This is a genomic window from Streptomyces composti (genome assembly GCF_012034205.1).
GTDB lineage: Bacteria > Actinomycetota > Actinomycetes > Streptomycetales > Streptomycetaceae > Streptomyces > Streptomyces composti.
The window spans coordinates 74,684-87,832 of the sequence record NZ_JAATEM010000022.1 but is presented as its reverse complement, the minus strand read 5'-3'; the positions used below and the strand labels follow the sequence as shown (position 1 = coordinate 87,832).

Annotated in this window: 12 protein-coding genes; 5 read left to right on the top strand and 7 right to left on the bottom strand. The window is 72.0% G+C overall.

Annotation, left to right across the window (positions count from 1 at the left end; genetic code table 11):
• Positions 1–28 precede the first annotated feature (28 nt).
• From iolD to iolC, 4 genes are read right to left on the bottom strand one after another with little or no spacing between them, the layout of a single operon-like run.
• On the bottom strand, positions 29–1,906 hold the full coding sequence (gene iolD / locus HCJ93_RS19040; RefSeq protein ID WP_167996924.1) for a 3D-(3,5/4)-trihydroxycyclohexane-1,2-dione acylhydrolase (decyclizing): 1,878 nt from the start codon (positions 1,904–1,906) through the stop codon (positions 29–31).
• On the bottom strand, positions 1,903–2,796 hold the full coding sequence (gene iolB / locus HCJ93_RS19035; RefSeq protein ID WP_167996923.1) for a 5-deoxy-glucuronate isomerase: 894 nt from the start codon (positions 2,794–2,796) through the stop codon (positions 1,903–1,905). Before iolB ends, iolD begins: the two co-directional genes overlap by 4 nt.
• A 27-nt stretch (positions 2,797–2,823) precedes the next feature.
• The gene (locus tag HCJ93_RS19030) at positions 2,824–3,699 is read right to left on the bottom strand and encodes a Cgl0159 family (beta/alpha)8-fold protein (protein ID WP_167996922.1); all 876 of its coding nucleotides are present in this window, start codon (positions 3,697–3,699) and stop codon (positions 2,824–2,826) included.
• 13 nt (positions 3,700–3,712) lie between these two features.
• Positions 3,713–4,705 (bottom strand): 5-dehydro-2-deoxygluconokinase, encoded by a 993-nt coding sequence (iolC, locus tag HCJ93_RS19025; protein WP_167996921.1) that lies wholly within the window; start codon positions 4,703–4,705, stop codon positions 3,713–3,715.
• Between the two features lie 341 nt (positions 4,706–5,046).
• On the opposite strand from iolC, the gene HCJ93_RS19020 reads away from it, so the two are divergent.
• From HCJ93_RS19020 to HCJ93_RS19000, 5 genes are all read left to right on the top strand, one after another.
• Complete coding sequence (locus HCJ93_RS19020; RefSeq protein ID WP_167996920.1) at positions 5,047–6,066, top strand: sugar ABC transporter substrate-binding protein; 1,020 nt, start codon at positions 5,047–5,049, stop codon at positions 6,064–6,066.
• Positions 6,066–7,142 carry an ABC transporter permease gene (locus HCJ93_RS19015; RefSeq protein WP_167996919.1) on the top strand — a complete coding sequence of 359 codons (1,077 nt, stop codon included), beginning with the start codon at positions 6,066–6,068 and terminating at the stop codon, positions 7,140–7,142. The genes HCJ93_RS19020 and HCJ93_RS19015 overlap by 1 nt, the downstream gene beginning before the upstream one ends.
• A gap of 5 nt (positions 7,143–7,147) precedes the next feature.
• Positions 7,148–8,059 (top strand): ATP-binding cassette domain-containing protein, encoded by a 912-nt coding sequence (locus HCJ93_RS19010; RefSeq protein WP_167996918.1) that lies wholly within the window; start codon positions 7,148–7,150, stop codon positions 8,057–8,059.
• A 1-nt stretch (position 8,060) separates the two neighbouring features.
• Positions 8,061–8,963 (top strand): sugar phosphate isomerase/epimerase family protein, encoded by a 903-nt coding sequence (locus HCJ93_RS19005; RefSeq protein ID WP_167996917.1) that lies wholly within the window; start codon positions 8,061–8,063, stop codon positions 8,961–8,963.
• A gap of 91 nt (positions 8,964–9,054) precedes the next feature.
• A complete protein-coding gene (locus tag HCJ93_RS19000; RefSeq protein WP_167996916.1) occupies positions 9,055–10,074 on the top strand; it encodes a Gfo/Idh/MocA family protein in 1,020 nt (339 codons plus the stop codon).
• A gap of 64 nt (positions 10,075–10,138) precedes the next feature.
• On the opposite strand, the gene HCJ93_RS18995 is transcribed toward HCJ93_RS19000, so the two are convergent.
• The 3 genes from HCJ93_RS18995 to HCJ93_RS18985 all read right to left on the bottom strand — a co-directional run bounded on the left by HCJ93_RS18995 (position 10,139) and on the right by HCJ93_RS18985 (position 13,129).
• Positions 10,139–11,143 (bottom strand): Gfo/Idh/MocA family protein, encoded by a 1,005-nt coding sequence (locus HCJ93_RS18995; RefSeq protein ID WP_167996915.1) that lies wholly within the window; start codon positions 11,141–11,143, stop codon positions 10,139–10,141.
• A 73-nt stretch (positions 11,144–11,216) separates the two neighbouring features.
• Positions 11,217–11,993 (bottom strand): SDR family oxidoreductase, encoded by a 777-nt coding sequence (locus tag HCJ93_RS18990; RefSeq protein ID WP_167996914.1) that lies wholly within the window; start codon positions 11,991–11,993, stop codon positions 11,217–11,219.
• The gene (locus HCJ93_RS18985) at positions 11,993–13,129 is read right to left on the bottom strand and encodes a phytanoyl-CoA dioxygenase family protein (RefSeq protein ID WP_167996913.1); all 1,137 of its coding nucleotides are present in this window, start codon (positions 13,127–13,129) and stop codon (positions 11,993–11,995) included. Before HCJ93_RS18985 ends, HCJ93_RS18990 begins: the two co-directional genes overlap by 1 nt.
• Positions 13,130–13,149 lie beyond the last annotated feature (20 nt).

Below are 13,149 nucleotides of genomic sequence, written 5' to 3'. Positions count from 1 at the left end.
GCTCCTCCCCTCGTGCGCGCGGTCACGGTCAGGCCGACAGATGACGGCGGCGCGCGGCGACCTGCTCCTCGTACCGCTCGCGGGCCTGCACGGCGGGCTCGCGCGAGGCCACCTCGGCGACCGGCACGTCCCACCAGGCCTCGGCCGGGGGAGCGGTCGGCGCCGGGTCGGTCTCCACGTACACGCAGGTCGGGCGGTCCGAGGAGCGCGCCTCGGCCAGCGCGTGCCGCAGCTCCCGCACGGTCTTGGCGCGCAGCACGTCCATGCCCAGGCTGGCCGCGTTGGCGGCCAGGTCCACCGGCAGCGGGGCGCCGGTGAAGGTGCCGTCGGCGGCGCGATGGCGGTAGGCGGTGCCGAAGCGCTCGCCGCCCACCGACTCGGACAGGCCGCCGATGGAGGCGTAGCCGTGGTTCTGGATCAGCACCATCTTGACCGGCAGCCGCTCCTGGACGGCGGTGACGATCTCCGTCGGCATCATCAGATACGTGCCGTCGCCGACCAGCGCCCACACGGTGGTGCCGGGCGCGGCCTGCAGCACGCCGATGGCGGCCGGGATCTCGTAGCCCATGCAGGAGTAGCCGTACTCCAGGTGGTACTGGCGGGGGCTGCGCGCGCGCCACAGCTTGTGCAGGTCACCGGGGAGCGAACCGGCCGCGTTGATCACCACGTCCTCGTCGCCGACCACCCCGTCCAGCGCGCCGAGCACCTGGGTCTGCGTCGGCACGGCGTGCTCGTCGGGCGCGGCGCAGGCGTCCTCGACGATCCGGTCCCAGCGCTCCTTGCCCGCCCGGTACTCGGCCTCGTAGTCCCCGTCCACCCGGTACCCGGCCAGCTCCCGGGTCAGCTGCTCGAGGCCGGTGCGGGCGTCGCAGACCAGGGTGCGGGCGGACAGCTTGTGCGCGTCGAAGGCGGTGATGTTGAGGTTGAGGAAGCGGACGTCCGGGTTCTGGAAGAGGGTGCCGGAGGCGGTGGTGAAGTCGGTGTAGCGGGTGCCGACGCCGATCACCAGGTCGGCGGTGCGGGCCAGGTCGTCGCTGACCGCGGTGCCGGTGTGCCCGATGCCGCCGAGGTCGGCGGGGTGGTCGTGACGCAGGGAGCCCTTGCCGGCCTGGGTGGAGGCGACCGGGATGCCGGTGGCGTCGACGAGCGCCCGCAGCGCCTCCTCGGCCTCGCTGTGGTGCACCCCGCCGCCGGCCACGATCAGCGGGCGCCGGGCGGCGCGCACGGCGGCCACGGCCGCGCTCAGCTCCACCGGGTCCGGCGCCGGGCGGCGCACGGTCCAGACGCGCTCGGCGAAGAACTCCTCCGGCCAGTCGTACGCCTCCGCCTGCACGTCCTGCGGCAGGGCGAGGGTGACGGCGCCGGTCTCGGCGGGGTCGGCCAGCACGCGCATCGCGTTCAGCGCGGAGGGGATCAGCGCCTCGGGGCGGGTGATCCGGTCGAAGTAGCGGCTGACCGGGCGCAGGGTGTCGTTGACCGACACATCGGCCTCCACCGGGTGCTCCAGCTGCTGCAGCAGCGGATCGGCGGAGTGCGAGGCGAAGTAGTCGCCGGGCAGCAGCAGCACCGGCAGGCGGTTGATGGTGGCGAGGGCGGCGCCGGTGACCAGGTTGGTGGCGCCGGGGCCGATGGAGGTGGTCACGGCCTGCGCGGAGAGCCGGTTGAGCTGGCGGGCGTGTCCGACGGCGGCGTGCACCATGGCCTGCTCGTTGCGGCCCTGGTGGAAGGGCATGAGGTCGCCGTACTCCACCAGTGCCTGGCCGATGCCGGCCACGTTGCCGTGGCCGAAGATGCCCCAGGTGCCCGCGATCAGCCTGCGCCGCACGCCGTCGCGCTCGGTGTACTGGGCGGCGAGGAAGCGCACCAGGGCCTGGGCGGTCGTCAGTCGGCGGGTTGCGGGGCTCATAGGGACCTCTCCGGTGCGGTGTAGAGGGGCAGTCGGGGATCGACCGGCTGGTCCGGCCAGGTGTCGCGGATCCAGGCGTGGTCGGGGTGGTCGCAGATCAGCCAGGCGCGCTCGGCCTCCGGGCCCGCCATGACGTTGAGGTAGTACATGTGGTGGCCCGGCACGGCCATGGACGGCCCGTGCCAGCCGTCGGGGATGAGCACGACGTCGCCGTCGCGCACCTCGGCCAGTACGTCCGTCTCGCGCCCCGGGCCCGAGGGGGAGACCCGCTGGTAGCCGAGGCCGGGGATGTTCCCGTGGGGCGCGAACTCGAAGTAGTAGATCTCCTCCAGCACGGACTCCTCGCCCGGCCGGTGCTCGTCGTGCTTGTGGGGCGGGAACGAGGACCAGTTGCCGCCCGGCGTGAGCACCTCGACCGCGATCAGCTTGTCGCAGTCGAACACCCCGGCCGCGCCGAAGTTGTTCACCTGCCGCGAGCAGTTGCCGGTGCCGCGCAGCTCCACGGGGACGCCGGAGGCCGGCCCGTAGCGGGCGGGCAGGCGCCGGGTGCAGCGGGCGCCGGTCAGGGCGAAGCGTCCGCCCCGGACGGAGGTGATGGTGGCGCGGGCGTCGCGGGGGAGGTAGGCGAAGTCGCTCACCCCGTCGAACACACTGGTGCGGCCGGTCAGCTCGAAGGTGTCGTGGCCGAAGTCGTCGGCGGTGGCGACGGTGCAGCCGCCGGCCAGCGGCAGCACGATCCACTCGCTCTCGCCGGTGTCGAAGGTGTGCGTCCCGCCCGGCGCGAGCTGCAGCACGCGCAGGCTGGAGAAGCCCCAGCCGGCCGACTCGGGAGTGACGTCGACGAGATAGGGGCCGGCGTGCGCCTTGCCCGCGGGAAGGTGATACGTCATGGGTTCCCTTTCGTCACGACGGGCGTCTCACAGCAGGCTGACGGCGGTGTCCACCGCCTCTTCCACACTGCCCTTCGCCGGGTAGAGCAGCGACCGGCCGACCACCAGCCCCCGCACCGTGGGCAGCCGCAGCGCCTTGCCCCAGCGCTCGTAGGCCGCCTCCTGGTCGCCCACCTCGCCGCCGAGCAGCACCACCGGCAGCGTGGAGGTGGCCAGCACCTCCGCCATGTCGTCGGCGTCGTCGGTGACGGGCAGCTTCAGCCAGGTGTAGGCGGAGGTGCCGCCGAGGCCGGAGGCGATGGCCACCGAGCGGGTGACGGCCTCGGCCGACAGGTCGTTGCGCACCCGGCCGTCGACGCGGCGGGAGATGAACGGCTCGACGAACACCGGCAGCCGGCGTGCGGCCATGGCGTCGATGGCGCGGGCGGTGGACTCCAGGGTGGTCAGCGAGCCCGGGTCGTCGTAGTCGATGCGCACCAGCAGCTTGCCGGCGTCGAAGCCGAGCCGCTCGATGTCCTCGGCGCGGTGGCCGGTGAAACGGTCGTCCATCTCGAAGGAGGCGCCCGCCAGGCCGCCCCGGTTCATCGACCCCATGACGACCTTGCCGTCCAGCACCCCGAGCAGCAGCAGGTCCTCGAGGATGTCGGCGGTGGCCAGCACCCCGTCGACTCCGGGCCGGGACAGCGCGCGGCACAGCCGGTCCAGCAGGTCGGCGCGGTTGGCCATGGCCAGCGGCCGGCCGTTCACACCGAGCGCGCCCCGGGCGGGGTGGTCGGCGGCCACGATCATCAGCCGCCCGCTGTCGCCGAGCAGCGGGCGGCGCACCCGGCGGGCGGCGGCCTCGGCGACGGCCTCGGGGTTGCGGGCCCGGACCGTGGTGAGGTCGGGGATGCTGAGGTTCAAGACAGGGCTCCGTTCAGGACTGGCTCGGCCGGCCCGTCGGGCTCGGCGCGGCGGCCCGGGCGAGAAGGTCCGTGATCTCCTGCTGCGTCGGCATGGCGGACGAGCAGGCGAGGCGGGAGGCGACGAGGGCACCGGCGGCGTTGGCGTGACGCATGGTCTCCTCCAGGGACCGTCCGGACAGCAGGCCGTGGCAGAGCGAGCCGCCGAAGGCGTCACCCGCGCCGAGGCCGTTGACCACGTCCACCGGCACCGGGGGCACCTCGGCCCGGGTGCCGTCGCGGTGCACGGCGAGCACGCCCTTGGGCCCCTGCTTGACGACCGCCAGCTCCACGCCGGCCGCGAGCAGCGCCTCGGCGCAGGCGGCGGGCTCGCGCACCCCGGTGGCGATCTCGCACTCGTCGAGGTTGCCGACGGCCACCGTGGCGTGCCGCAGGGCCTCGCGGTAGAACGGGCGGGCCTGGTCGGGGTCGCGCCAGAACATGGGCCGCCAGTCGAGGTCGAAAACGGTGGTGCCCGCCTTGGCGCGGGCCCGGAGCGCGTCCAGGGTGGCGGAGCGGCTCGGCTCCTCGCTCAGACCGGTGCCGGTGATCCAGAAGATGCCCGCCGCCCGGATCGCCTCCAGGTCCAGCTCGTGGGTGTGGATCTCCAGGTCGGGGGCCTTGGGCCGGCGGTAGAAGTACAGCGGGAAGTCGTCCGGGGGGAAGATCTCGCAGAAGGTGACCGGCGTCGGGTGGTCGGCGACCGGGGTCACCCAGCGGTCGTCGACGCCGAAGTCCTTCAGGGCCTGGTGCAGATAGGCGCCGAAGGGGTCGTCGCCGGTGCGGGTGATCACCGCGGTGGAGCGTCCCAGGCGGGCGGCGGCGACGGCGACATTGGCGGCGGAGCCGCCCAGGAACTTGCCGAACGTCTCCACCTGCGCCAGCGGCACACCGGTCTGCAGTGGGTAGAGATCGACCCCGATGCGTCCCATGGTGATCAGGTCGAAATACTGTGGTGAGTCGGCCATTGAGCGACGCTCCTCGAGGCTTTGGGGATGCGGGTCCCTGGGCGCCCTGCCACGGTGGGGGCGTGGTTCTCGGGAACCTGCCGCCTCCAAGGTGTAGGTCTCAGGGGGTGGCGCTGTCAATAGTTTGTACTTACATTCGGACTAGCTCGTGAAATGATGTCTTAACAAAGTATTGACAGAGGGCGCGTCAGGGGATTGGATCCGGTCCCAGCACGACAGCCGTTCTCCCTGGCAGACATCCGGAATCCGGTGGTTCCATCCGGACTCCGCAGGGCGCCGGTCCGGACCGCCGGACCCGCCCGTCATCCCTTCCCCGCGTAGCACAGTGAGGTGCAGGACAGATGGACCGCTCTTCTCACACCCGCTCCCGCAGAATCGCGCCGTTCGTCGCGGTGGCCGCGGCAGCAGCCCTGACCCTGGCCGGCTGCTCCAGCAGCTCCGGCGGCAAGAAGGCCGAGGAGGGCGGTGCCGACGCGTCGGCGGGCAAGGCCGACACGCCCCGCATGACGGTCGCCCTCGTCACCCACCAGTCGCCCGGCGACACCTTCTGGGACATCGTCCGCAAGGGCGCCCAGGCCGCCGCCGCCAAGGACAATGTCAAGCTCGTCTACTCCGCCGACCCGAACGCCGGCAACCAGGCCAACCTGGTGCAGAACGCGATCGACCAGAAGGTCGACGGCATCGCCGTCACCCTCGCCAAGCCCGACGCGCTCAAGGGCGTCATCGCCAAGGCGGAGAAGGCCGGCATCCCCGTCGTCGGCCTCAACTCCGGCGTCAGCGACTGGAAGGATCTCGGCCTGCTGGAGTTCTTCGGCCAGGACGAGAACGTCGCCGGCGAGGCCTTCGGCAAGAAGCTCAACGAGGTCGGCGCCAAGAACGCCGTCTGCGTCATCCAGGAGCAGGGCAACATCGGCCTGACCCAGCGCTGCGACGGCGTGAAGAAGACCTTCGAGGGCAAGCTGCAGATCCTCAACGTCAACGGCACCGACATGCCCTCGGTGAAGTCGACGATCACCGCCAAGCTCAAGCAGGACTCCTCGATCGACTACGTCGCCACCCTCGGCGCGCCCTTCGCGCTGACCGCGGTGCAGTCCGTGGAGGAGGCCGGCAGCAAGGCGAAGGTCGCCACCTTCGACCTCAACAAGCAGCTGACCAGCGCCATCCAGAACGGTGACATCACGTTCGCCGTCGACCAGCAGCCCTACCTGCAGGGGTACCTGGCCGTCGACGGTCTGTGGCTCTACAAGAACAACGGCAACTACAGCGGCGGCGGTGAGCAGCCGGTGCTGACCGGCCCTGCGTTCGTCGACAAGTCCAACGTCGACACGGTCGCCGAGTTCGCCGCGAAGGGCACCCGGTGATGAGCATGACCCAGCAGGCCCAGCCGGCGGTGACCACACCGCCGGCTCCCGGCCCGAAGGAAACCGACGGCCGGACGGCACGGCGCCCCCTGGCGCTGCGCCTGCTCGCCCGGCCCGAGGTCGGGGTGTTCCTCGGAGCCGTCGTCGTACTGATCTTCTTCCTGTTCGCCGCGCCGCCCGTGCGCGACGGCAGCTCCATCGCCAACATCCTGTACCAGTCGTCGACCATCGGGATCATGGCGCTGCCCGTGGCCCTGCTGATGATCGGCGGAGAGTTCGACCTGTCGGCCGGTGTCGCGGTGATCACCTCGGCGCTCACCGCCAGCATGCTCAGCTACCAGCTCACCCTGAACGTCTGGGTGGGCGTGATCGTCGCCCTCGCCGTCTCCCTCGGCATCGGACTGTTCAACGGCTGGATGCTGATCAAGACGGGGCTGCCCAGCTTCCTCGTCACCCTCGGCACCTTCCTGATCCTGCAGGGCGTCAACCTCGCGGTGACCAAGCTGGTCACCGGCAACGTGGCCACCGACTCCATCAGCGACATGGACGGCTTCGAGCAGGCCAAGGCGATCTTCGCCTCCACCTTCGACGTCGCCGGCGTCCAGGTGAAGATCACCGTCGTGTGGTGGCTGGTCTTCGCCGCCCTCGCCACCTGGGTGCTGCTGCGCACCAAGTACGGCAACTGGATCTTCGCCGTCGGCGGCAACAAGGAGAGCGCCCGCGCGGTCGGCGTCCCTGTCACCTTCACCAAGATCTCGCTGTTCATGCTGGTCGGCTTCGGCGCCTGGTTCGTCGGCATGCACAACCTGTTCTCCTTCAACACCGTGCAGTCCGGCGAGGGCGTCGGCCAGGAACTGATCTACATCGCCGCGGCCGTCATCGGCGGCTGCCTGCTCACCGGCGGCGCCGGCTCGGCGATCGGCCCGGTCTTCGGCGCCTTCATGTTCGGCATGGTGCAGCAGGGCATCGTCTACGCCGGCTGGAACCCCGACTGGTTCAAGGCCTTCCTCGGCGTGATGCTGCTCGGCGCCGTTCTCATCAATCTGTGGGTCCAGCGCACGGCGACCCGGAGGTGACCGCAATGACCGACAAGACCACCGGCACCCACGGGACCACCGTGCAGGACACCCCGGCGCACGGCGACCGCCCGCTGGTCGAACTGCGCGGCGCGGGCAAGTCCTACGGCAACATCCGCGCCCTGCACGGAGTCGACCTGGAGGTCCACCCCGGCCGGGTGACCTGCGTCCTCGGCGACAACGGCGCCGGCAAGTCCACCCTTATCAAGATCATCTCGGGGCTGCACCAGCACACCGAGGGCGAGTTCCTCGTCGACGGCGAACCGGTGCGCTTCTCCACCCCGCGCGAGGCCCTCGACCGGGGCATCGCCACCGTCTACCAGGACCTCGCCGTCGTCCCGCTGATGCCGGTGTGGCGCAACTTCTTCCTCGGCTCGGAGATGACCAAGGGCCCCTGGCCGCTGCGCCGCCTCGACATCGAGCGGATGAAGAAGACCGCCGACGAGGAACTGCGCAACATGGGGATCGTCCTCGACGACCTCGAGCAGCCCATCGGCACGCTCTCCGGCGGCCAGCGCCAGTGCGTCGCCATCGCCCGCGCCGTCTACTTCGGCGCCCGCGTCCTCATCCTCGACGAGCCCACCGCCGCGCTCGGCGTCAAGCAGTCCGGTGTGGTGCTGAAGTACATCGCCGCCGCCCGCGACCGCGGCCTCGGCGTCATCTTCATCACCCACAACCCGCACCACGCCTACATGGTCGGCGACCACTTCAGCGTGCTGCGCCTGGGCACCATGGAACTGTCCGCCGACCGCAGCGAGGTCAGCCTCGAGGAGCTGACCAACCACATGGCGGGCGGCGCCGAACTGGCCGCGCTCAAGCACGAGCTCGCCCAGGTCCGCGGCGTCGACGTCGAGGAGCTCCCCGAGGAGACGGACCTCAAGGCCTCCGCGGCCGCAACCCCGGAAGGAAAGTCCTGACATGGCAGTCGCGCTCGACCGCATCCGGGTCGGCTCCGCACCCGACTCCTGGGGCGTCTGGTTCCCCGACGACCCGCTGCAGGTGCCCTGGCAGCGCTTCCTCGACGAGGTCGCCGAGGCCGGCTACGAGTGGATCGAACTCGGCCCCTACGGCTACCTGCCCACCGACCCGGCCCGCCTCAAGGACGAGGTGAGCAGGCGGAACCTGAAGGTGTCCGCGGGCACCATCTTCTGCGGGCTGCACCGCGGCCCCTCCGAGTGGGACTCCACCTGGGAGCAGGTCAGCCGGGTCGCCTCCCTCACCCAGGCCATGGGCGCCAAGCACCTGGTGGTCATCCCCTCCTTCTGGCGGGACGACAAGACCGCCGAGATCCTCGAACCGCCGGAGCTCACCACCGAGCAGTGGGGCCACCTCACCCGCGGCATGGAGCGCCTCGGCCACGAGGTGCGGGAGCGGTACGGCCTGGACATCGTGGTCCACCCGCACGCCGACACCCACATCGACACCGAGGAGCACGTCGAGCGCTTCCTCGACTCCACCGACTCCGACCTGGTCAGCCTCTGCCTGGACACCGGCCACTACGCCTACTGCGGCGGCGACAGCGTCAAGCTGATCGAGACCTACGGCGAACGCATCGGCTATCTGCACCTCAAGCAGGTCGACCCCGAGATCCTGGCCGACGTGGTGAAGAACGAGATCCCGTTCGGCCCCGCCGTCCAGCGCGGCGTGATGTGCGAACCGCCCGGCGGCGTGCCCGAGCTGGGCCCCGTCCTCACCGCCGCCCAGAACCTGGGCGTGGACCTCTTCGCCATCGTCGAGCAGGACATGTACCCCTGCGACCCGGACAAGCCGCTGCCGATCGCGGTGCGCACCCGCAGGTTCCTCCGCTCCTGCGGCGCCTGACCGCCGGCCCCGGCCGGCCGCGGGACCGCGGCCGCAGCCCGGCCGGGCCACCCGGACCCACCACAGCTCGACGACCAGAAAGGCCCACGCCATGAACCGTCGCGAGCCGCTCGGAGTCGCCGTCATCGGCACCGGACGCATGGGCGCCGACCACGTACGCCGCATCGACCGCGTCATCAGCGGTGCCCGGGTGGTGGCCGTGGCCGACACCGACGCCGAACGCGCCAAGGCCGTGGCCGCCACCGTCGACGGCTGCACCGCCCACACCGACCCGGCCGCCGCGATGGCGGCGGCCGGCGTCGACGCCGTGCTCATCGCCTCCCCGGGGCCGGCCCACGAGGCCGCGCTGCTCGCCGCGTTCGAGCGCGACCTGCCGGTGCTGTGCGAGAAGCCGCTCACCCCCGACGCGGCCGGCGCCCTGCGTGTGATGGAGGCCGAACAGGCCCTCGGCCACCGCCGGGTCCAGGTCGGCTTCATGCGCCGCTACGACGCCGAGTACGTGAAACTCAAGGCGCTGCTCACCTCCGGCCAGCTTGGCAGGCCGCTGATGCTGCACAACCGGCACCGCAATGTGGCCAGCCCGCCCTTCTTCACCAGCGCCATGCTGATCAGCGACTCCGTCGCCCACGAGGTCGACGCCACCCGCTGGCTGCTGGGCCAGGAGATCACCGCGGTCACCGTACTGCGCCCCACCCCGTCGAGCGGCGCCCCCGAGGGCCTGAGCGACCCTCAGTTCGTGATCCTGGAGACCTCCGGCGGCGCCCTGTCCGACGTGGAGATCTTCGTCAACTGCGGTTTCGGCTACCAGGTCCAGGCCGAGGTGGTCTGCGAACGCGGCACCGCCCGCATCGGCGACGGCCACGCCCTGATCACCAACATGGCCGGCCGCTGGGGCGGCATCATCGCACAGGACTTCACCGAACGCTTCGCCCAGGCCTACGACGACGAGGTCCAGGCCTGGGTGGACAGCACCCGCCGCGGCGAGGTCACAGGTCCCGGCACCTGGGACGGCTACGCCGCCGCGGCGGTCTGCGAGGCGGGCGTGCGGGCGCTGGAGCAGGGCGGCAGGGTGGATGTCGCCCTCGTCGACCGGCCCCCGCTCTACCGCTGAGCAGTACACGACTCGGGCCCGCCCCCTCGGCCGAGGGAGCGGGCCCGAGCCGTTGCGCCGGCCGTCAGTCCTGGCGGACCTCCTCGACGCGCACCGGCCGGTGCTCGGCCAGTGACAGCGTGCACGCCTCGGCGATCCAGCCCGCCTCCAGCGCGTCCGCCACCGTGCACGGCGAGGTCCTGCGGCCCGCCACGACCTCGGTGAAGGCGGCGAGTTCGGCGCGGTAGGCCTCGGTGAAACGGTCCATGAAGAAGTCGTGCGGGGTGCCCGAGGGGAAGGTCACCCCCGGCTCCACCGACCGCAGCGGCAGCTTGTCCTCCAGACCGACCGCGACGGAGTCCTCGAAGCCGTGGATCTCCATGCGCACGTCGTACCCCCGGCCGTTGTGGCGGGAGTTGGACACCACCGCGAGGGTGCCGTCGTCCAGGGTGAGCACCGCACCGGTGGTGTCGGCGTCGCCCGCGGCCGCGATGTAGTCGGCGCCCCGGTTGCCGCCGGCCGCGTACACCTCGGTCACCTCACGGCCCGTCACCCAGCGGATGATGTCGAAGTCGTGCACCGCGCAGTCGCGGAAGATGCCCCCGGAGGCGGCGATGTACGCGGCGGGCGGCGGCGCCGGGTCCAGGGTGGTGGAGCGCACCGTGTGCAGCGTCCCCAGCTCCCCGCCCCGCACCGCCTCGCGCGCGGCGACGAAGCCGGCGTCGAAGCGGCGGTTGAAGCCGATCTGCACCGGCACGTCGTGCCCCTCGACCGCCCTGAGGACCTCGACGCCCTCGGCCATGGTGCGGGCCACCGGCTTCTCGCAGAACACGGGCACCCCCGCCGCGACACAGGCGCGGATCAGACCCGGGTGGGCGTCCGTGGCGGCGGCGACCACCACGCCGTCCACCCCGGCCGCGAGCACGGCCTCGGGGGAGTCGGCGACCTCGGCACCGAACCGTTCCGCCGCGGCCTTGGCGGCGTCCGCGAACGGGTCGGAGACGACCAGCGACTCGACGGCACCGAGCCCGTGCAGGGTCTCGGCGTGGAAGGCGCCGATCCGCCCGAGACCGAGAATTCCGATACGCATGAGGTGTTGCTCCTTGAGAGGGGTGTGAACCGCGCCCCCTGGAACGGGGGGCGCGGAGCTGCGGGGGAGGGGCTCAGTCGAGACCGCCGAGCACGTTCTGGTCCCAGTCGATCACGGACCCGGTGACCACCCCGGAACGGTCCGAGAGCAGGAACACCACGAAGTCCGCGATCTCGTCCGGCTGCCCGAGCCTGCCCATCGGCAGCCGGGCGGCGGCACGCTCGCGCCAGTCGTCCCCGGCCCCGTGGAAGGTCCGCTGCGTCGCGTCCTCGCCCTCGGTGGCGGTCCAGCCGATGTTCAGGCCGTTGATCCGGATGCGGTCCCACCGGTGGGCGTGCGCCGCATTGCGGGTCAGACCCATCAGCCCGGCCTTGGCGGCGACGTACGGGGCGAGGAACGGCTGCCCGCCGTGCGCGGACGAGGTGATGATGTTGACGATCGTGCCGGGCGCCTCCCGGCGCACCATGTCGGCGACGGCAGCCTGCATGGCGAAGAACGGCGCCCGCAGATTGACCGCGATGTGCTGGTCGAACAGCTCCGGCGTGGTGTCCAGCAGCGTGCCGCGCGAGGTGAGCCCGGCCGCGTTCACCAGGCAGTCGACCCGGCCGTGGGCCCGCACCACCTCCGCCACCGACGACGTGGCCTGCGCGGTGTCGGCCAGGTCGGCGCGCACGAACATCGCCCTGCCGCCCGCGGCGGTCAGCTCCTTCGCCAGCGCCTCTCCCGGCCCGGGGCGCCGCCCGGTGAACGCCACCGCCGCGCCCTCGCGGACGGCGGCCCGCGCGACCGCGGCGCCCACGCCCTGGCTGCCGCCGTTGACCAGGACGACCTTGTCGTCGAGAAGTCCCATCACACACCTCGGCTCTCGCGCCGTGCACCGGCCGCCCGCAGCTCCTCCCGGAGCGCCTGCGCAGTCCATTCCTCGCGCAGCGCCCGCCGCACCAGGTCCGCCTGCGAGGGCGGGGCGAGACCGTCGACCGGCGGGTCCCGGTCCAGGTCGGTGGGGAAGGGGTAGCCCTCCGCGCTCGCGGCGATCACCCGCTCCAGCCACTCCTCGCCGGCCCCTTCCGCCTTGCGCTCGAGCAGCACCGGGTACACCGCGTTCACCACCGCCGCGCGGTCCACCGTCTCCATCGCCCGCCCGAACGCGGAGGACACCTGCAGCAGGTTGGCCATGCGCCGGACGCCCGCCGAGCGGTTGGCGCCGGCCGCGTGGAACAGCGCCGGGTTGAAGAACACCGCGTCGCCCTTGGCGAGCGGAAGCTGCACATGGTGTGCGGCGAAGTACTCCTGGAACTCGGGGCGGCGCCAGGCCAGATAGCCCGGCCCGTACTTCTGCGAGTGCGGCAGATACATCGTCGGGCCGGACTCCACCGGCATGTCGCAGTGCGCCACGGCGCCCTGGAGGGTGAGCACGGGGGAGAGGCGGTGCACATGCGGCGGATAGGCCGCTGCCGCCTCGTCGGAGAGGAAGCCGAGGTGGTAGTCGCGGTGCACGGTCTGGGCGGCGCCGCCCGGGTTGACCACGTTGATCTGCGAGGTGATCTGGTAGGCGGGCCCCAGCCAGGCCGCGGAGACCAGGGCGACCACCTCGTTGGCGTAGTAGTCGGCGAAGGTCTCCGGGTCGTGCAGGGCCGCCTTCTCCAGGGCGTTCCACACCCGGTCGTTGGCGCCCGGCGCGGCGAAGTGGTCCCCGGCCACGGTGCCCGCGGCGCGCTGGGCGGCGATCAGGGCGTCGAACACGGCGGTGGCCCGGTCCACCACGGCCGTGTCGGGGAAGGCGCCGCGGACGACCACGATGCCGGGGCCGTCGGCCAGGGCCGCCGCCAGCTCCGCCCTGATCTCCTCCCGGCCGGCGCCGAGCAGCCGTCCGGCGTCGTAGAGGAGCACCCCGTCGCGCACCTCGGTGGCGTGGGGATGGGCGGTGAGCTCGGTCGGCTGCTCGACGAGTGCGCGGAAGGCGTCCAGGTCAGGGGTGAAGGACATCGTCGTCCCCCTCGGGTCAC